This is a genomic window from Siphonobacter curvatus, from assembly GCF_002943425.1.
GTDB lineage: Bacteria > Bacteroidota > Bacteroidia > Cytophagales > Spirosomataceae > Siphonobacter > Siphonobacter curvatus.
The window spans coordinates 68,568-86,883 of record NZ_PTRA01000008.1; the positions used below are offsets into that span (position 1 = coordinate 68,568).

The window sequence follows — 18,316 nt, forward strand, 5'->3', positions numbered from 1 at the left end:
ATGGTAGGTACAAGTTTGGAAACCTGCACCAGTTGAGGGGCTGCTCGAAATCAAAAACTCAAAACCCAACACGCAACCCTAAACCCGATTCTCTATGTAACTTTGTCTTTTACGAAGCAAATCAGTATGGCTCTTACTACCCTTACGGCTATTTCGCCCGTAGATGGCCGCTATCGTCGGACTACGGAATCGCTGGCCCCCTTTTTCTCTGAATTTGGGTTAATACACTATCGGGTTCGGATAGAAATCGAATATTTTATCGCTCTCTGTGAGCTTCCCCTGCCCCAACTCGCTGATTTTGACCCCTCGCTGTTCGATCAGCTACGGTCCATTTATACCGAGTTTTCTGAAGCAGACGCCCTGCGAATTAAAGAAATTGAGAAGACGACCAACCACGATGTAAAGGCGGTTGAGTACTTTATCAAAGAAAAACTCGCCGATCTGTCCATCGAACAGTACCTGGAGTTCATTCACTTCGGACTCACTTCGCAGGATGTGAACAACACGGCTATTCCGCTTTCCCTCAAAGAAGCGATGGACGCCGTGGTCACGCCCGCTTTCGAAGAGGTTATCTACAAGCTCAGTTCGCTGGCGGCTTTGTGGAAAGATATTCCGTTACTGGCCCGTACGCACGGTCAGCCCGCGTCACCGACCCGCCTAGGGAAAGAATTACAGGTATTCGTCGAACGCTTACAGCAACAGCGGAACCTGCTGGTTCAGATTCCTTACGCGGCGAAATTTGGCGGAGCAACGGGTAATTTCAACGCCCATTTCGTAGCCTATCCAGGTTTTGACTGGCCGGAATTTGGTAATGATTTCGTGAGTGATCTCGGTCTTTGCCGCAGTCGGTATACCACGCAGATCGAACATTACGATCATTTGGCAGCGATGCTGGATACGCTCAAGCGATTGAATACCATTCTCATCGATTTCTCGCGGGACGTGTGGAGCTACGTATCCACCAATTACTTTAAGCAGAAAATCAAAGCGGGCGAAGTTGGTTCTTCCGCGATGCCGCATAAGGTCAACCCGATCGATTTCGAAAATGCGGAAGGAAACCTGGGTGTAGCAAACGCCCTCTACGAACACCTGTCTGCTAAGCTACCCATCTCTCGTTTGCAACGGGATCTTACGGATTCAACGGTACTGCGGAATCTGGGAATGCCCCTGGCTCATACGCTCATCGCTTTGAAATCGCTGGTACGGGGTATGGACAAACTGGAGTTGAACGAAGCCGCTATCCACGCGGACCTCGAAGCCAACTGGGCCGTAGTAGCCGAAGCGATTCAAACGGTATTACGTCGCGAAAGTTATCCACAACCCTACGAAGCACTCAAGGCTCTTACCCGGAAGAACGAAGCGATCACGGCGAAGACTATTGCCGAGTTTATTGAGACCTTGGACGTATCAGAGGGCATTAAAGCCGAATTACGGGCTATTTCGCCGTTTAATTACCTCGGTGTAATGGAATAAGGCTAAAAAGAGCGTTTCATTCGATTTGTGGACAATGGATTTGAATGTGGAAAAAACTGTGGATAACTTGTTGACAATCAATTTTTAATCGACTGAAAATTGCCTAAGGTTAGCCACTGAGATTTTGATAGAAAAACGGAGCTGTACCTTTATACAGCTACAAACCATTCTCGAAGTCCTCAAAACGCTCTTTTTGTAGAGCCGTTAACAAAATTTTGGCGAGAGCCCCGGTCGGTCATTCAGGCCCGCCGGGGTTTTTTCGTGGCGAATGTTTTATTTTTGAAGAATGAAGATTTTACACACGGCGGACTGGCATTTGGGAAAACGCCTGTATCAAACGGATTTGCTGGAAGACAGTCGCCGCTTTGTAGAGTGGCTGCTGGCAACGATTGAGGAACGACAGATTGATGTGCTGCTGGTGGCGGGCGATATCTTCGATACGGCCCACCCATCGGTGGAAGCCATGCAGGTATATTATGATTTTCTAAAAGGACTCATTGCCTCCAAATGCCGGCTGGTCATTACGGGTGGCAACCACGATTCGGCGGCGGTCCTGAACGCTCCCCGTGAAATTCTACGACTACTCGACGTTCACGTTATTGGTGGTGCCTGTGACGATTGTTGCGAGGAGGTATTGCCCCTACTCGACCGCCGGGGTAATCTACAGGCTGCCGTAGCGGCTGTACCTTTTCTGCGGGATCGGGATCTGAAGCGTTCGGTTGAGGGAGAAAGTTTTGAAGATCGTCGGATGGCCGTGCGAGCGGGTATTCAGCGTCGGTATGAGCAGGTGCACGCCCACGGTCGGAAAACGTACGCAAGCGTACCCGTGTTGGGGATGGGACATTTGTTTGTCAACGGCTCGGCTACATCGGACAACGACGAAAAACTACATAGCATCGGTACGCTGGATTTGTTCGAGGTCAACTTGTTTCCAGCCTTCGATTATCTCGCTCTCGGACATATCCACCGACCCCAGATGTTGGGAAAAATGGAATACGTTCGGTACTCAGGCTCACCAACGGCCCTGAGTTTCAGCGAGCGGCTGGATGAAAAGCTAATTATTCAACTGGAAATCAAAAACCAGAAGGTTGTTGATATTCAAGAACTTAAAGTGCCAAAGTTTCGACAATTGCGGCGGTTTAGCGGTTCGTTTACCGAAATTGAAGCAGCCGTTACTAGGTATCAACATTCCGATGTGTTACGGACGCTGGCTGAAATTGAGATTCTGGAAGAACACCGCGATCCGATGCTGATTGACTTGGCCAAGAGCTATTTTCTCAAACTCAACCATCCCTACCTATCCGTACTCAACTGGCGGTTCCGTTTTCAACAACAGTTAAAAACGACGGACGAATTGTTTGGTGAGACGATGGCCCTGCCCGAACTGGCTCCAACGGAGGTATTTGAACAATGGCTCCAGGAAAATGCGGAGACGGAAGAATCCAAAGCCTTACTTACCGAAGCCTTTCACGAGTTATTACACAGTCTGTAAGAGTTATCCACATAAGTTATCCACATTTTACAGCGGGGGGTTGATAAGATCGCATGCGTATTCTAAAAGTATCTTTCGAAAATATAAATTCGCTACGAGGACAGCATACCATTGATTTTCAGAACGAAACGGCCTTTCGTACGTCCAACCTGTTTGCGATTACCGGGCCAACGGGAGCGGGAAAGACCACGATTTTGGATGTGATTACGCTGGCTCTATACCACCGTACCCCCCGATTAGGCGAAGTCAATACCAATTTGCTGGAAAAACTCGGCGGTGTACTCACCCGTGATACACACGTGGCTCAGGCCGAAGTGACGTTTTCCACACCCGGCGGTACGTATCGGGCCAAGTGGGGGCTGCAACGGGAAATGATCAGTCGGGGGGCAAACAAAGGGCAGTTTCGACTGGATGAATACGCTGAAATTGCCGATGTGGATAACAATGTTATACTGGCATCCAAGAAGAAAAAAGAAGTACAGGAAGAAATCAAAAAACGAATTGGACTGGATTACGAACAGTTCGTCAAGGCCATTTTGCTTTCGCAGGGTGATTTTGCGGCTTTTCTAAAAGCGAAACGGGAAGAAAGAGCCGAGTTGCTGGAACGGATTACGGGCACGGAAATCTACCGAAAGCTCGGGATGGAAGCGTATGCCCGCTGGCATGATGGCTACAAAAGGGAAATCGAGCAGAAACAGCAATCGCTTGATTTACAGAAGCTTTTATCCGATGAAGACGTTACCGAATACGAAACGTTCATTAAAGAGTACGACGAGCTTTGCCGACAGGCCGAAGCTGGACGCAAAGGCTTGGAAGTTCAATTGCAGCGAAAAGTACGGATTAGTGAAATCTGGAAATCGCTGGAAGCCATCCGGCAAACGGAATGGCCCACCTGGGAACGCGACCAACACCAGTTCGACCAACAGCATACCCCCGCCCTGAGTCGGCACGAACGCGTACAGCAGTTTTCAGCCCAGTTAACGGAATATCAGGTCCAGGAACAAAACGTAAAAAATGCCCAGATCCAGGCGGAACGACTGGCCAACGAATACCAGCGGGCTCAGCAAAATCGTACGCAGCTGCTGGGAGATATTGCTAAACTGACGGGCGAACTGGTAACGGATCAATCGGCTCAAAGCGGACTGGAACGGTTTCGGGAAACAGTCTCGGGACTGGTTACTGCTCGGCAGGAAGTGGCTCAGCAGTGGCAATCGGCGAAAGAACAAGGGACGTATTGGCTCGATAAAACGGGTTCGGGGGAATTACAGTCCCTCTGGAAGCGGGAATCGTACGGCGATTGCCTGGGCAGTTCGCGGGAATTGTGGAAAGAAACGCAACGGCGTCAAACGGACATACGAACGCTGTATAACTGGGATACGCAAGCCAATCTGCCTGAGATTCGCCAGCAGTCGCAGATCCGCCGTGATGCTTTACAACAACTGGAAATACAGGTTCGTCAGTACGAAACCGTTCGCCGACGATTGGCTGACTACGATCGTCAGGTAGACGAACAACGAAAGCTGATACGGGCCAATGAACCCGCCTTACAAACGGCTCAGCAGGCCGTTACGGAAGCTAAGAATTTAGTACAGATTGCTCAGGAAGAGCAGCTTACCTTTATTCGGGAAACCTCTATTCCCCGCTTGCGTACGGAGTTACGTCCGGATGAACCCTGTCCCGTTTGTGGCTCTATGGATCATCCCGCTGAAAATAGTAGCGATGATCATTTTAGCATCGAACGTTACTTACAGGAATTAGCCAGTTTAAAAGCCCGTTTTGAAGCTCGTGAACGCTCGCTAAGTACCACGGAGCAACAACTGCGGCAGGTCGAACTCGTGACCAAAGCCGCGGAAGCAACAATTCAAACCCTGGAGCGGGAGAAAACCCAGGCCCAGATGGAGCTCCAGCCCATTGCGGAAGCGGTGGGAATGTGGAAAACTCAGTTAGCCATTGAAAAGATTGGCAAATCGGAAGAAGTAAAAAGTTGGGTACAGGCAGAGGTCGAACGATTCCAATTACTCGAAGAACTTATTCAGCTACAGGAACGGAGCGATAGTCTGGCTCATTTTGGGAAACACCTGAAAAATGGCCTCGAATTCTTCCAGAAACAGCAGGAATACACCGCAGAGCTACAGAAACGCTACCCAAAAGACCCAAAATATCTAAACGCTGAATGCGACGAATTGCTTCGCAAACTGGTTCAAAAAACCTTTTCGCCGCAGCAGTATGAACCAGAACTTGTGGAAAACAAAAAGCTCCTATTGGATACGCAGGAAGTTTTCCACCAGTTGCAGACAAAGTTATCCACAGAGTTATCCACATCGGGCTTTGCCAGTGTGGAAGAAGCTCGGTCAGCTTTGTTGTCTACTGAGTTATACCGCACCCTGGTTGAGCGTAAAGACCAGCTCATTCGTCGGAAAACCCAACTGGAAACGCAGATGGAGAACCTGACGAAAGAAGTGGAAAGTCTGATTCAGGCCGACGATTCGGATTTGTCGATTGATGTGTTGAAAAGTCGAATGGAGGATTACCGCAATTCCGAACGGGAGTATCTACAGAAAATTGGTGGCTGGAAGCAGTCATTGAAAGATAATGAAACGAGCCGGGCCGAAAATGCCCGCCGGATTGCGGAAATCGCGAATCTCGAACAACGCTATAAAAAATGGCGATTACTGGCCGAAGGGCTGGGTGACCGCGAAGGAAAAAAATTCAACCAGTTTGCTCAGAAATTAACACTAGCGAATCTGGCCCGTTCGGCGAATAGTCGTTTGAAGGATTTATCGGATCGGTATCTGCTCCTGCCGCCCGAAGGCGATGAGGAAAACCTGTGGGTACTCGATCGAAACTTTGACGAACGCCGGGCGGTGGCTACGCTCTCGGGCGGAGAAACTTTTCTGGTAAGTCTAGCTTTGGCCCTGGGTCTTAGCGATATGGTATCGAAAAACGTCCGGATTGAAAGTCTGTTCATCGACGAAGGTTTCGGTACCCTTGATCCCGATACGCTGGAAATTGCTCTGGGAACGCTGGAAAAATTACAGGCCGAATCCAACCGCATGATTGGGATTATTTCCCACGTGGAAGCCCTGAAAGAACGAATCACTACCCAAATCCGGCTTCGGAAACAGGCCAGCGGATTCAGTGAAATGGAAATTGTCGGGTAAACTAATTCGAGTTATCCACAGTTATCCACAAGCAATACCTTTATTCACAAATTAGGAAAAATATGTCGATTACCTCACAGGCCGAATTAGCGGGAATGCAACAGGTGAGCGAAGCCGTCGGGCTGACCCTTAAGGAAATGCGAGCGTACGCCCGCCCCGGTCTCACGACGAAAGACCTGGATAATTTCGGTGGAAAAATCCTCAAGGAACTGGGAGCCCGCTCAGCTCCTCGCCTGAGTTACGGTTTTCCCGGCTGGACCTGCATCAGCGTGAATCACGAAGTAGCCCACGGCATTCCTTCCGCTAAAAAAGTACTTCGCGAAGGCGACCTGATTAATATCGACGTATCCGCCGAGCTGAACGGCTTTTGGGCAGACAATGGCGGTTCGTTTGTATTAGGGCAGGATACCCGGAAACACCAGCCGTTAGTCAACACGTCGAAACAGATTTTACATAAGGCAATTCAGCACATTAAAACGGGCGTACGTATTGCGGATGTTGGTTTACTGATCGAAACGGAAGCAAAAAAAGCGGGATATCGGGTGATTAAAAATCTGGCCGGTCACGGCATTGGCCGCAAATTACACGAAGAACCCAGCAGTATTCTGAACTGCTACGACCGTTTTAACAAGGCTCGTTTCAAGAAAAACTCGGTGGTAGCCATTGAAACGTTTATCGCCACGGACTCCATGTACGCCAACGAAACCAACGATGGCTGGACGCTGATTGGCAACCGGGGCGGATTTGTGGCTCAGCACGAGCATACCATTGTCGTTACGGATGATCAGCCGCTGATCCTTACGGCGATGAACGAAATCTGGAATTAAGAAATTTAGTTTCGCCGCAATACGACACGTTGCAGATGATCGACGGAGTAGTTGACGACGGATTGCGGCGAACCTTTTTTCCCGGAAGTAACTTCAAAAATTAACTCATCTTCCCGCAGTTCATACGTGGAGGTAAGTACGATTCCTTCCGTTTCAAATACGCTATACAGCTTATTACCAAAGCGATAACTCGTTAACTCCGTTCCGTCGCGTTCGTCCATGAGGTACAGGCCCGTAGCGGCATCTTTCAATCGTAACCGGTAATCTTTGACGGCGGGCTGTTTTGCGGAAAGGTACTCGGTTTTCCAGGACCAGCTTTCCGGCTCGGTAGTTGTTCCCACCGTCAGTCGAACGGTAACCGTATCGCGTAGTTTTCCACGAGCAAAGATTTCCATCCGGCCCGTCCACGTACCTACGCAGGCTTCCCCAAACGGGACCTGAGCGGCGGTTGGCTGAAGAAAAATCCACAGGCAAACGAGTGTACTCAAAAGCGTTTTCATGCAGTCAGTAGAAGGTAAAAAGCAAGTGTTTTTACTCGGCCGCGGCTCTTCGGATCCGGTCATTAATTGCGGTTCCCAAATCCCGCTCGGGTACTAATTCGGCGTAAATACGATCCAAACCCAGGGCATCCAATCGTCGCATGGCGGCAAAAAGATTATGAGCCGCTTCGGCAAAATCACCCGTTACGGAAAGAATTTCCTGATGCAACCGGCCGTAATCGTTCTGGAAACTAAGCACTCCTACTCGATCTGAGTTTGGTACCGAGGCAGAACCGCTAATCAAGGTCAGTGGCGTACGTGGGGCGTAATGACTTTTCAACATGCCCGGAGCCTGTGGATTCGAGCTGGAATGAGCCCTTACCTCTACAGGGCCTACCAGTTGTTCAATGCGTTCGATCGGCGTACCTCCCTTTCGGTACACAATGACCTGATCGCCTTCAAAACCCACAATGGTTGACTCCACGCCCACCTCGCAGGCACCGCCATCCAGAATGTAGGCAATCTGCTCCCCCAGTTGCTGTTCGACGTGTTGGGCGGTGGTGGGACTGATATACCCAAACGGATTTGCACTCGGAGCCGCCAGCGGAAAGGCTAGTTGACTCAGCAACGAAAGACTTAGCTCATGTCGGGGAATGCGTACGGCGACGGTATCCAGACCGCTGGTCACCAGATCCGGTACGGATTCGGCTTTGGGTAGCAAAAACGTAATAGGTCCCGGCGTTAAGTGTTCCGCCAGTACCAAAGCCTTCTCGGGGATTTCCCGCACAAATTCCCGCAAACGTTCAAACGCGTTGGTATGCACAATGAGCGGATCGAAGGCCGGCCGGTTTTTAACCCGAAAAATAGAAAGTACAGCCGCTGGGTCGAGGGCATTACCCGCTAGACCGTACACCGTTTCGGTGGGAATGGCGACGAGTTCTCCCGCTTCCAAAAAGGCCTTCGCCTGCTGTATATCCGTACCAATCATTCTTGTTAGTGTTCAGTCTTTTTTGCCGTTCCCCGGGTAAGCTTTCCGACAAAAATACGGAAAATGCGGTTGACTTAGGCACAAAACAAAGCTGCCAGCTTGGGGCTGGCAGCGAAGGACTGAAAAGGAATGACAATTATTTGATTCGGAAAATAACCTGAATGCGGGAGGTGAACTTTACTTTCTGGAATTCCAGATCACTTTGGGCTACCTCCTCTGTATCAGCTTTTGCCATACGCATCATAGGCATTTGAGCCATTTGGTACATGGGGGCATTGTAGCTGTCTTCGATTTCGTGGATTTCTAGCACTTCGCCTAATTTGTCACCGAGCGATTCTACTAAATAGGCGGCTTTTTCTTTGGCGTTCTGTAAAGCCTTAATTTTCACGTCTTTGCGTAATTGCTCTTTTTTGGAGTAATCCACCCGGCTGATGTAAGTATTGGCAATACCCCGGGAATCCACTTTGGAAAGCAAGTTATCCACATTATATAATTTGGTTAATTTGAGTTGGTATTGTTTGCTTTCCAGAAACTGAGCCGGGTTTTTCTTTTTTCCAATGCTGTTCTGGTAACCCGTGATTCCTTGAATAGTCAGGGCGTCTTTGGGCAAACCGGCTCCTTGTACCGACTGAATCAATTGTTTTTCCAGAATATCGATGGTGACTTTATCTTTCTGATTTTTCTCATCCTTATAAAACTCTTTGAGGCTAACGGTCAAGTAAAACTCATCCGGATCGACTTCTACTTCGGAAGTTCCGGTTACTTCAATTTTACGAACGGGATCTTTTTCCACGGTTTGAGCGAAGGCGGCAGTGCTGAAAATGAAAGAAGCGGCAAGCAAAAGAATGTTTTTCATGGCTTTGTAAGAATTAGTTTTTGAATCGTTTACACTCAGTAGATGCGATCGATCCAAAAATTCCATACGGAGAAGGTGTTAATGAAAGTTAAAGATAAATTGGAAATGAGAAGGTCAATAAAAAGGTTGATAATGAATGGTTTACAATTGAGATGGATTTTTAAATTACTGTAGATACCAAATAAAACCGGAGATGTTTTAAATCTCTACGCGTAGCACGCTTGAATTATCAGTGCATATTTCCAGTAATCGCTGCTGAGTTAACTGTAACACTGGATGTACAAAGTCGGGAGCAATCTCAGCCAGTGGTACTAGGGTAAAACGTCGTTCCGCCAGGTAAGGGTGAGGAATGCTCAGTTCCGGATCCCTAACAACTTCCGTACCATAGTACAACAAATCAATATCGATCAAACGGGCTCCCCACTTCTCTTTTCGGACCCGACCCAGTTCCGTTTCAATGGCCTGCGTACGCCGGAGCAGCTCTAAAGGCTCCCATTCGGTATTTACTTCGATTACCTGATTCAAAAAGGCGGGTTGATCCGTCAGGCCCCAGGCGGCCGTTTCCCACAAACTCGACTGGACGCGGATGGGTCCGATCGTGTTTTCAATACGTTTCCGGGCTTGTTGAAACGTGGCTAGCCGGTCGCCTAAGTTGGCTCCTAAAAGTAAGAATACGTTCAAAATATCGATTGAATGGTCGTTGCTGCAAAGGTAAAAATAGAGTACCGGGAAAATACGGGTAATCCAGATGAAAGCAATCAACGACTACATTCCCCAGCTCTCCCGGTCCAGACTTCGGTATTGAATGGCCTCGGCTAAGTGCTCAATTTTGATTTCGGGAGAGCCCGCCAAATCAGCGATGGTACGAGCTATCCGTAGAATCCGGTCGTACGCTCGAGCCGAAAGTTGCAATTTATTCATGGCTGTTTTGAGCAGCATCTTACCCGCTTCACTGAGTTCACACACTTTTCGTACTAGCTCCGACGGCATCATCGCATTGCAATAAACGCCCGCATGTTCAGTGAAGCGTTCCGTTTGCATTTCGCGAGCCTTAATGACCCGCTCGCGAATGGCGGCACTCGCTTCGGACTTTCGGGTAGAAGATAACTGCTCAAAATTGACTGGCGTTACTTCTACGTGTAAATCAATCCGATCCAGTAAAGGGCCGGATATGCGGCTCAGGTACTTGCTAACGCTACCGGGCGGGCAGGTGCATTCCTTTTCGGGATGATTGTAATATCCACACGGACAAGGGTTCATACTGGCAATGAGCATGAAATTAGCCGGAAATTCCACCGCCCAGCGAGCCCTCGAAATACTGACGGTCCGCTCTTCCAACGGTTGCCGCATGACTTCCAGAGCCGACTGCTTAAACTCAGGTAGTTCGTCCAAAAACAGGACACCATTGTGAGCCAGTGAAATTTCGCCGGGTTGTGGCATACCCCCGTCCCCCACCAGGGCGGCATCCGAAATCGTATGGTGCGGATTCCGGAAGGGGCGACGGGCCATGAGGGTGGCCCGACTGCCCAGCTTGCCCGCCACGGAGTGAATCTTCGTTGTTTCAAGAGCCTCGTGTAAAGACAAGGGCGGAAGTATACTGGGAAGACGTTTGGCCAGCATGGTCTCTGCCGCCCCCGGCGGTCCGATCATGATCACGTTATGCCCACCGGCGGCAGCAATTTCCAGCGAGCGTTTGATATTTTCCTGGCCCTGTACGTCAGCAAAATCAGTTTCGTATTCGTTGAGGGTGGTAAGAAAAATGTCCCGCGTATCGGATGTGGTAGGTTCAATGTCTAACGTTCCCCGCAGAAAATCCACCGCCTCGCTGAGCGTATCGACGCCAATCACGTCGATGTTATTAACAATGGAAGCTTCCGAAGCATTTTCTTTCGGTAAAATGAATCCTTTGAACTGGTTTTTGCGAGCTTCGATGGCAATAGGCAGTACTCCTTTGATAGGCCGCAATTTGCCGTCGAGCGAAAGCTCACCCATGATTAAATATTCTTCCAGCTTTTTCAGATTCGCCTGTTCGGAAGCGTGTAATACGCACAAGGCAATGGGCAAATCATACGCGGAGCCTTCTTTACGTATATCTGCCGGAGCCAGATTGATTACGGTCTTCGTTCGTGGATAGAAGTAATCGTGATACTTAATGACGGCTTCCACGCGTTGCACGCTCTCCTTCACTGCACTATCGGGCAATCCCATCAAAAAAGTACCTGTGCCCTGTCCTACCGTTACTTCAACGGTAACCAGGGTTGCATTCACGCCGAAAATGGCCGCTCCGTAAGTCTTTGCCAACATAGTTTTCTTACCTAAAATCAGGTAGCAAACTTAAGCGGTTTAGGAGTTATAGCAGATAGAGCCTTTTATTTAACCAACATCAAAGCCGTAAAAAACGAAAAACCCATGGGTAAGAAATTTCTTACCCATGGGTTTTTCGTAGGTATGCTAACTAATGTCCAGTACATATTTAGGGAACGGTACTAGACGGTTGCTTCCAGTAACTGCTTCACTTTCAGTTCTAGTGGAGACAAAGACGAGGGATCTGCTGTTTCACTGGCAGCCGTATCTAGTCCCTCGCAGTAGCCCCAAAGTTTCTCTGACTCGTAGGCCGTAATTACTTTGGGATGAACATAGTATTTTTTGCTAACGGCCCGGGTATTACCCAACGCCTCAGCCACCAAATCATAACAGCGGTTGATATTGCGTTTACAGGCCGTAGGCGTATCGAATAATCCGAGCGATTGAAACGCCTCAAAAGCTCCCAGCGTACCTCGCCAGGTACGAAAGTCCTTAGCGGTAAATTCTTCACCCGTGATCTCACGTAAATAGGTATTGACATCACCAGAGCCAACACTACGGTGGTTGCCTTCATTATCTACATACTGAAAAAGCTCCTCGCCGGGCACATCCTTACACCGCTGAATCAACTTCGCCAGTCGTTTGTCTTTGAGGCTAATTTCGTGGAAAATGCCCTTTTTCCCTTTGAAACGAAAGGTAACTTTTGATCCTTCGATGTCGGCATGTTCATCCTGCATGGTGGTAAGTCCATACGAGCCATTTTGCTTCTTATACTCTTCGTTACCCACCCGAATGCTGGTTTTTTCCATGAGTCGAACAATGAGGGCCAGTACTTTTTCGTACGGAAGGCCTGGGCGACGTAAGTCCTTTTCAACCTGCTCCCGAATCTTTGGCAGCACTTCAGCAAATTCTACTAAACGATAAAACTTGGTCTCATTACGAATAGCGTTCCAATCCGGATGATAGCGATACTGCTTGCGACCCTTCGTATCGAAACCCGTGGCTTGCAGATGCCCGTTATCCAGCGGACTTATCCACACTTTTTCCCAAGCCGGTGGTATAACCAGTGAACGGATTCGCCGTAGCGTATCCAGATCGCGTATAGGCTTTTTGTCAGCGTCAACGTACCGAAACGATTTATTATGGCGTAAACGATAAATACCCGGTTGATCGTCGGTCGTGTAAACTAACCCTGCCACCTTAGCCGACCGCTTTGGATCTTTTGACCAAAGACGAGTACGGCGGCGACGGGTGGTTTTCGAAGGAGGTAGTGCAACAGCACTCATAAAGTTAAAGGGTTGTGGGGTTTAGAGAAGGGTATAACCTTCCCAACAAATATCAATTATAGCAGAGGATCGTCTTCCTTAATCGGAGCCTCATCGTGCTGGCTATGGCGATCAGCATCCTGCTGATGGCGGTCAGCCCGATCAACACTTCCCCGTTCGCGAATATTTACTTCCGTTTCCATATCGGTTGGATCAAACTCTCCTTTTTCATTTTCAAAGGATTGTTCATAATTCTCAACACCTTCACTTTCCAGAGCTTTCAGTTCAGAGGGGTTCAGACCCAGATATAACTTTTCTGGTTCTTGCTTCTCCGTGTTCTCTCTCAGTCCATTGTTTTCTTTCGGTTCGGTATTCATGGCTGTCGGATATTAGTTTGAACAGGGATAGGATAAAAAAGAGTGCCTTCATGAATTTCCCCCGCATCTAAAGCCCTTTGATGTAGAAAATATTCCCTTGTTTTTCTGATTTCAACCCTGTTCTGGAAACTAGTTATTATGCTTGCATACTATTTTGATAATGGTATCTTTGCTAGAGTAAATTGATTTTTTCGAGCAAAACAAAAAAGGTATGCAACTCCTATCGCAAGTAGTCTTTGCCTTAGTTGCAGGGTTAGTGGGCTGGATGATGGTTCGACGGATTCGAATCATTCAGCAAACGATCCAACTCGGCCGGGCCGAGGATTTGACGGATCAGCCGGGTCTTCGCTGGCGTACCATGCTCCGGATCGCGTTCGGGCAGCAACGCATGTTCGATCGACCGCTGGTGGGTATACTGCACTTATTGGTCTACGCGGGTTTCCTGTTGATCAACATCGAAGTACTGGAGATTGTACTGGATGGCTTACTCGGCACGCACCGACTTTTTGCTCCAGTATTAGGCGGTTTTTATCCGTTCCTGATTGATTTTTTTGAAGTATTGGCCCTGGGTGTACTCGTAGCCTGTGTACTCTTTTTGATTCGCCGGGATGCTCGGCTAGTGCCCCGTTTGCAAGCCCGTCAGCACCGGGAATTGAACGGCTGGCCCTTGCTGGATGCCAACGTTATTCTGATTACCGAGATCGTACTGATGGTGGCCATTCTGAGTATGAATGCTGCTGATAGCTTGTTACAGGAACGCGGGCAGGCCCATTATCCGCTTGTGGGTGATTTTGTCATCAGCCAGTTTTTGAAGCCTGTTTTTGCGGGTTTTAGTACGGAAGCTTTGCTCGTCATCGAACGGGTCGCTTGGTGGTTTCATATTCTGGGCATTTTTGCCTTTGCCGTATACGTTACCTATTCCAAACACCTGCACATCTTTCTGGCCTTTCCGAACACCTATTTTACCCGATTTCAGCCGCAGGGAACCATGGATGCTATGCCTTCTGTCACGCGGGAAGTAAAACTAATGCTCGGTACCGAAACGGATACGGGAACGCCGCCGGAAGCGGGCAGATTTGGAGCTAAAGACGTCATGGATCTTTCCTGGAAAAATCTCATGGACGCCTATTCCTGTACCGAATGCGGACGGTGTACGGCAGCTTGTCCGGCAAACCTGACGGGTAAGAAACTTTCGCCCCGGAAAATCATGATGGATACCCGGGATCGGCTGGAAGACCTGGGAAAAAATCTGCAAACGAATGGCGGTGAGCTAAAGGACGACGGAAAATCACTACTGGGCGACTACATTCAAACGGAGGAATTACGAGCCTGTACAACCTGTCAGGCTTGCGTACAGGCCTGCCCTATTCTGATCAATCCACTTGACATTATTCTGCAATTGCGTCGGTATCAGGCCATGGAGGAATCCAACGCTCCGGCCGCCTGGAATGCCATGTTCCAGAATGTGGAAAACAATCAGGCTCCGTGGAAATTCTCGCCCGGCGACCGCTTTAACTGGGCCGAGCAGTTGTAACCGTTTCAAAGCAATTCGTGTATGAGTATGGACTATAAAGTACCTACCATGGCCGAACTGATGGCTCATGGAGATACGCCCGAGGTATTGTTCTGGGTGGGTTGTGCGGGCAGTTTCGACGACCGCTACAAACGCGTAACCGTTGCTTTTGCCAAGATTCTCAATCAGGCGGGGATCAAATTTGCGGTGCTGGGTACGGAAGAAAGCTGTACGGGTGATCCGGCTCGTCGGGCCGGAAATGAGTTTCTGTTTCAAATGCAAGCCTTAACCAATATTGAAGTGCTAAACGGATATGGTGTACAGAAAATCGTGACGGCCTGTCCCCACTGTTTCAATACGCTGAAAAACGAATATCCGGCTCTAGGCGGCACGTATGAAGTCATTCATCATTCCACCTTTCTCCAGCAGTTGCTTGATGAAGGCCGCCTGACCGTACAGGGCGGAGCCTTTCGTGGCCAGCGAATCACCTATCACGATTCTTGTTATCTAGGGCGGGCGAATGGTGTATACGAAGCTCCACGGATTCTTATTCAGGCTCTGGATGCTGATTTGGTAGAAATGAAGCGTTCCCGCAAAAACGGCCTCTGCTGCGGAGCGGGCGGTGCTCAGATGTTCAAGGAACCCGAACCCGGACGAAAGGACATCAACGTCGAACGAACGGAAGAAGCCCTACATACCGGAGCGAAAACCATCGCCGTTGCCTGTCCTTTCTGTATGGTGATGATGACGGATGGGGTCAAAGCCAAAGAAAAAGAAGACCAGATCAAAGTCCTGGATCTGGCCGAACTGATCAGTCAATCGAACGGCTGGTGAGCCTTACGGAAACGCCAGCGGATCGGGATACTGAAAGGTGTACGCCAGTTGCTTGATGAGTTTTTCCGGTGAAATTACTTTGAACGGAACGGGTGCTTCCGGTTCTTCGAATACAGGCGGAGCCCAGCCCTGTTGTTCCGCGTTTCGTTCGTAGATGGCCCGCCGTACCGGATGCTCGGGAGCTACCACGTTGAAGGTTTCATTCCAGACGTCCTGTTGTAAGAGGGTCTCAATAATGCCAATGACGTCGTCACGGTGCACAAAGTTGACGGGTACATCTCCGGTATCTACCGTTTTTCCAATGAAGTACTTCCCGGCAATGCGGTCATAGCCCATCAGGCCACCGCAGCGGAGTACGGTCAGGGGAAGCGTGCTTTCCTGTAGCAGATGTTCAACGGTAATCAAAGGATGATTCTCCAGCGTTGGTCCGTATTCATCGAGTACCGTACTGGTTTCGGGATACACGGAAGTCGAGGAAATGTAGATTAGCTTTCCTCGAAAGTCGGTCATCTGGTGGAGTAACTGGCGAATTTGTTGCGGATGAAAATCGTCGCCCTGCGAGCTGGCTCGGGGTGGAATACTGATGATCAGTACCTCCGCCTGAAGTAAAGCCGCCAGATCGCCTACGGGTTCGGGATTGAAATTCAGAAGCACGGGCTGAATGCCTGCCTGCCTTAACACGGGCAGTTTTGCTTCTGAGGTGGTCGTTCCGATCACCGTATGCCCTTGTTCGGCCAGTGCTTTGCCCAGCGGTAAGCCCAGCCAGCCGCAACCCAGAATACTAACGTTCATTGCTTTAGACGTAAAATTTTTTCCAGCGAATATAGGCTTCTACTTCTTCGGGGACCATATACCGAATGGTTCGTTCGGCCTTGATTTGTGCCCGGATAAAGGTAGCCGAAATATCCAGCAGGGGCGATTCCACAAGCCGGACGTTGGGATGATCTACCAGATCGCTCGGCTCAGCATTGGGCCGGGGATAGACGTACAGACCAAATTCACTTAGAATTCGCTCGTGTTCTTTCCAGTTTGGAAACTGGCCCAGGTTATCGCCGCCAATGATGAGTCGAAAGGAATGCTGGGGAAACTTCTCCTGTAGCTTCAGCAGGGTATCGATGGTATAACTCGGACGCGGCATGGTAAACTCCACATCACTGACTTTGAACTTGGAATTGTTCTGGATGGCCAGCGAAACCAGTTTGTAGCGATCTTCCTCGTGTAGCAGTTGCTTATTCTTTTTGAAAGGATTCTGGGGAGAAACCACAAACCAAACCTGATCCAGATCGGTCGTCTCAGCCATAACGTTTGCTACAATCAAATGGCCGATATGAATGGGATTAAACGAACCGAAAAAGAGACCAATGTTCATGTTGTTATTAGTTTTAGGGGATCGTTGTTGGTTGTTCGTTGATTGTTACTGAGCAAATTACCAACAACTATTAACAAACAACTACCAACTAAATACTTACTCTTCCGCCTGATCCAGCCACGATTTCGGTAACTCCTTGGTGGCCCGGGCTCCGAGTGTGCGGATTTTTTCGGCTGTACGAATCAGATTGCCCTTGCCTTCATGGAGTTTCTTGACGGCCTCGTCGTAAGCGGATTGCGACGATTTCAGCGTATCACCTACTTTTTGTAAGTCGCGAATAAAGCCTTCAAATTTGTCGTACAGTTCGCCGCTCAAGCGGGCAATTTCCAGTGAATTCTTACTCTGCTTTTCGAATTTCCAGAGACTCGATACCGTACGCAAGGTAGCCAGTAAGGTGGTAGGGCTGACCAGTACGATCCGCCGTTCCCAGGCAAAGTTAAACAGCTCGTTATCCGACTGAATGGCCAGACTAAACGCTGGCTCAATCGGCATAAAGAGCAAGACAAAATCGGGAGAAATCAGGCCCTGAGCCGTTTCGTAACGTTTCTCAGACAGAATCCGGATGTGGCTGCGGACAGAAGTCAGGTGAGCCGAGAGGTACTTATGCCGCTCGGTTTCGTCGTCGCAGCCAATGCAGCGTTCGTAGGCTACCAGTGAAACTTTGGCATCCACGATCAGATGCTTGTTGTCGGGTAAACAGATGACTACATCGGGCCGGATGATGCTGTTATCCACATTTTGGGTCAGTACCTGCGTCAGGTATTCTTTCCCTTTCACCAGACCCGAACGTTCCAGTACTTTTTCCAGAATCACTTCGCCCCAATTCCCCTGCTGTTTCGTATCGCCCTTGAGGGCTTTGGCGAGGTTATCGGCATCCTGACTGAGCCGCTGGCTTAAGTCGTGTAGTTTGCGTACTTCGGCGAGCAAACTGACCTTATCCCGCAGTTCTTCCTTGTAGCTTTCTTCAATCTTGCGTTCGAATGCCTGAATCTTCTCGCCCAGTGGATGAAGAATCTGATGTAGATTGACCTGATTCTGCTCCGTAAAGCGACGCGATTTTTCTTCGAGCAAGTCGTTGGCCAAGAGCCGAAATTGGGCGGAGAGTTCTTCCTGTTGGAAGTGAAGTTTATCTTCCAAATTGCGGTAATCGGCTTCCAGAGCCGCCAGCTGACGGTTCAGATCCAGCGTACCACCGCGTTCTTTTTCCAGAGCCGTTCGGAGCTGAGCGTTCTCGTCACGGACGGTTTTCAGCGAAGCTTCCGCCACCCGTACCTGCGAACTACTCTGCCCTTTGGCAACCAGCCACGCGGCCACGGCTCCAATCACCAGCCCGAGAAAAAGAAAGAGGAAATCGCTCAAGAATCAGCCGATTAAAAAC

At 49.3% G+C, this 18,316-nt stretch carries 16 protein-coding genes; 6 read left to right on the forward strand and 10 right to left on the reverse strand.

From position 1 onward, the window contains the following. Positions 1-126 precede the first annotated feature (126 nt). The 4 genes from purB to map all read left to right on the forward strand — a co-directional run bounded on the left by purB (position 127) and on the right by map (position 6,953). The gene (gene purB, locus C5O19_RS23890; RefSeq protein WP_104715964.1) at positions 127-1,473 is read left to right on the forward strand and encodes an adenylosuccinate lyase; all 1,347 of its coding nucleotides are present in this window, start codon (positions 127-129) and stop codon (positions 1,471-1,473) included. 286 nt (positions 1,474-1,759) lie between these two features. Further along, on the forward strand, positions 1,760-2,965 hold the full coding sequence (gene sbcD, locus C5O19_RS23895; RefSeq protein ID WP_104715885.1) for an exonuclease subunit SbcD: 1,206 nt from the start codon (positions 1,760-1,762) through the stop codon (positions 2,963-2,965). Positions 2,966-3,018: 53 nt separating this feature from the next. Beyond that, complete coding sequence (locus C5O19_RS23900; protein ID WP_104715886.1) at positions 3,019-6,126, forward strand: AAA family ATPase; 3,108 nt, start codon at positions 3,019-3,021, stop codon at positions 6,124-6,126. Between the two features lie 62 nt (positions 6,127-6,188). Then, on the forward strand, positions 6,189-6,953 hold the full coding sequence (gene map, locus C5O19_RS23905; RefSeq protein ID WP_104715887.1) for a type I methionyl aminopeptidase: 765 nt from the start codon (positions 6,189-6,191) through the stop codon (positions 6,951-6,953). A gap of 5 nt (positions 6,954-6,958) precedes the next feature. Here the strand turns inward: map and C5O19_RS23910 are convergent, their stop codons facing one another. The 7 genes from C5O19_RS23910 to C5O19_RS23940 all read right to left on the reverse strand — a co-directional run bounded on the left by C5O19_RS23910 (position 6,959) and on the right by C5O19_RS23940 (position 13,222). Beyond that, complete coding sequence (locus tag C5O19_RS23910; RefSeq protein WP_104715888.1) at positions 6,959-7,453, reverse strand: hypothetical protein; 495 nt, start codon at positions 7,451-7,453, stop codon at positions 6,959-6,961. Between the two features lie 31 nt (positions 7,454-7,484). Beyond that, positions 7,485-8,420, reverse strand: a complete 936-nt coding sequence (locus C5O19_RS23915; RefSeq protein WP_104715889.1) for an L-threonylcarbamoyladenylate synthase — start codon at positions 8,418-8,420, stop codon at positions 7,485-7,487. A gap of 136 nt (positions 8,421-8,556) precedes the next feature. Next, entirely contained in the window at positions 8,557-9,276 is a 720-nt protein-coding gene (locus C5O19_RS23920; RefSeq protein ID WP_104715965.1) for an SIMPL domain-containing protein, read from the reverse strand. Between the two features lie 198 nt (positions 9,277-9,474). After that, positions 9,475-9,957 (reverse strand): 2-amino-4-hydroxy-6-hydroxymethyldihydropteridine diphosphokinase, encoded by a 483-nt coding sequence (gene folK, locus C5O19_RS23925; protein ID WP_394341805.1) that lies wholly within the window; start codon positions 9,955-9,957, stop codon positions 9,475-9,477. Between the two features lie 84 nt (positions 9,958-10,041). After that, positions 10,042-11,580, reverse strand: a complete 1,539-nt coding sequence (locus C5O19_RS23930; RefSeq protein WP_104715890.1) for a YifB family Mg chelatase-like AAA ATPase — start codon at positions 11,578-11,580, stop codon at positions 10,042-10,044. A 182-nt stretch (positions 11,581-11,762) separates the two neighbouring features. Continuing rightward, positions 11,763-12,866, reverse strand: coding sequence for a DNA topoisomerase IB (locus C5O19_RS23935; RefSeq protein ID WP_104715891.1), 1,104 nt, complete (start codon positions 12,864-12,866; stop codon positions 11,763-11,765). Between the two features lie 56 nt (positions 12,867-12,922). Continuing rightward, positions 12,923-13,222, reverse strand: a complete 300-nt coding sequence (locus C5O19_RS23940; RefSeq protein WP_104715892.1) for a hypothetical protein — start codon at positions 13,220-13,222, stop codon at positions 12,923-12,925. 211 nt (positions 13,223-13,433) lie between these two features. Between C5O19_RS23940 and C5O19_RS23945 the strand changes: the two genes are divergently transcribed. Together C5O19_RS23945 and C5O19_RS23950 are read left to right on the forward strand one after the other, a co-directional pair. Further along, on the forward strand, positions 13,434-14,756 hold the full coding sequence (locus C5O19_RS23945) for a (Fe-S)-binding protein (RefSeq protein WP_104715893.1): 1,323 nt from the start codon (positions 13,434-13,436) through the stop codon (positions 14,754-14,756). A gap of 27 nt (positions 14,757-14,783) precedes the next feature. Beyond that, positions 14,784-15,569, forward strand: a complete 786-nt coding sequence (locus tag C5O19_RS23950; RefSeq protein WP_394341806.1) for a (Fe-S)-binding protein — start codon at positions 14,784-14,786, stop codon at positions 15,567-15,569. 3 nt (positions 15,570-15,572) lie between these two features. Here the strand turns inward: C5O19_RS23950 and C5O19_RS23955 are convergent, their stop codons facing one another. From C5O19_RS23955 to C5O19_RS23965, 3 genes are all read right to left on the reverse strand, one after another. After that, the gene (locus C5O19_RS23955) at positions 15,573-16,361 is read right to left on the reverse strand and encodes an NAD(P)H-binding protein (protein ID WP_104715895.1); all 789 of its coding nucleotides are present in this window, start codon (positions 16,359-16,361) and stop codon (positions 15,573-15,575) included. 4 nt (positions 16,362-16,365) lie between these two features. Further along, positions 16,366-16,938, reverse strand: coding sequence for a nicotinate (nicotinamide) nucleotide adenylyltransferase (gene nadD, locus C5O19_RS23960; RefSeq protein WP_104715896.1), 573 nt, complete (start codon positions 16,936-16,938; stop codon positions 16,366-16,368). A 96-nt stretch (positions 16,939-17,034) separates the two neighbouring features. Then, on the reverse strand, positions 17,035-18,297 hold the full coding sequence (locus C5O19_RS23965; protein ID WP_104715897.1) for a DNA recombination protein RmuC: 1,263 nt from the start codon (positions 18,295-18,297) through the stop codon (positions 17,035-17,037). Positions 18,298-18,316: the final 19 nt, after the last annotated feature.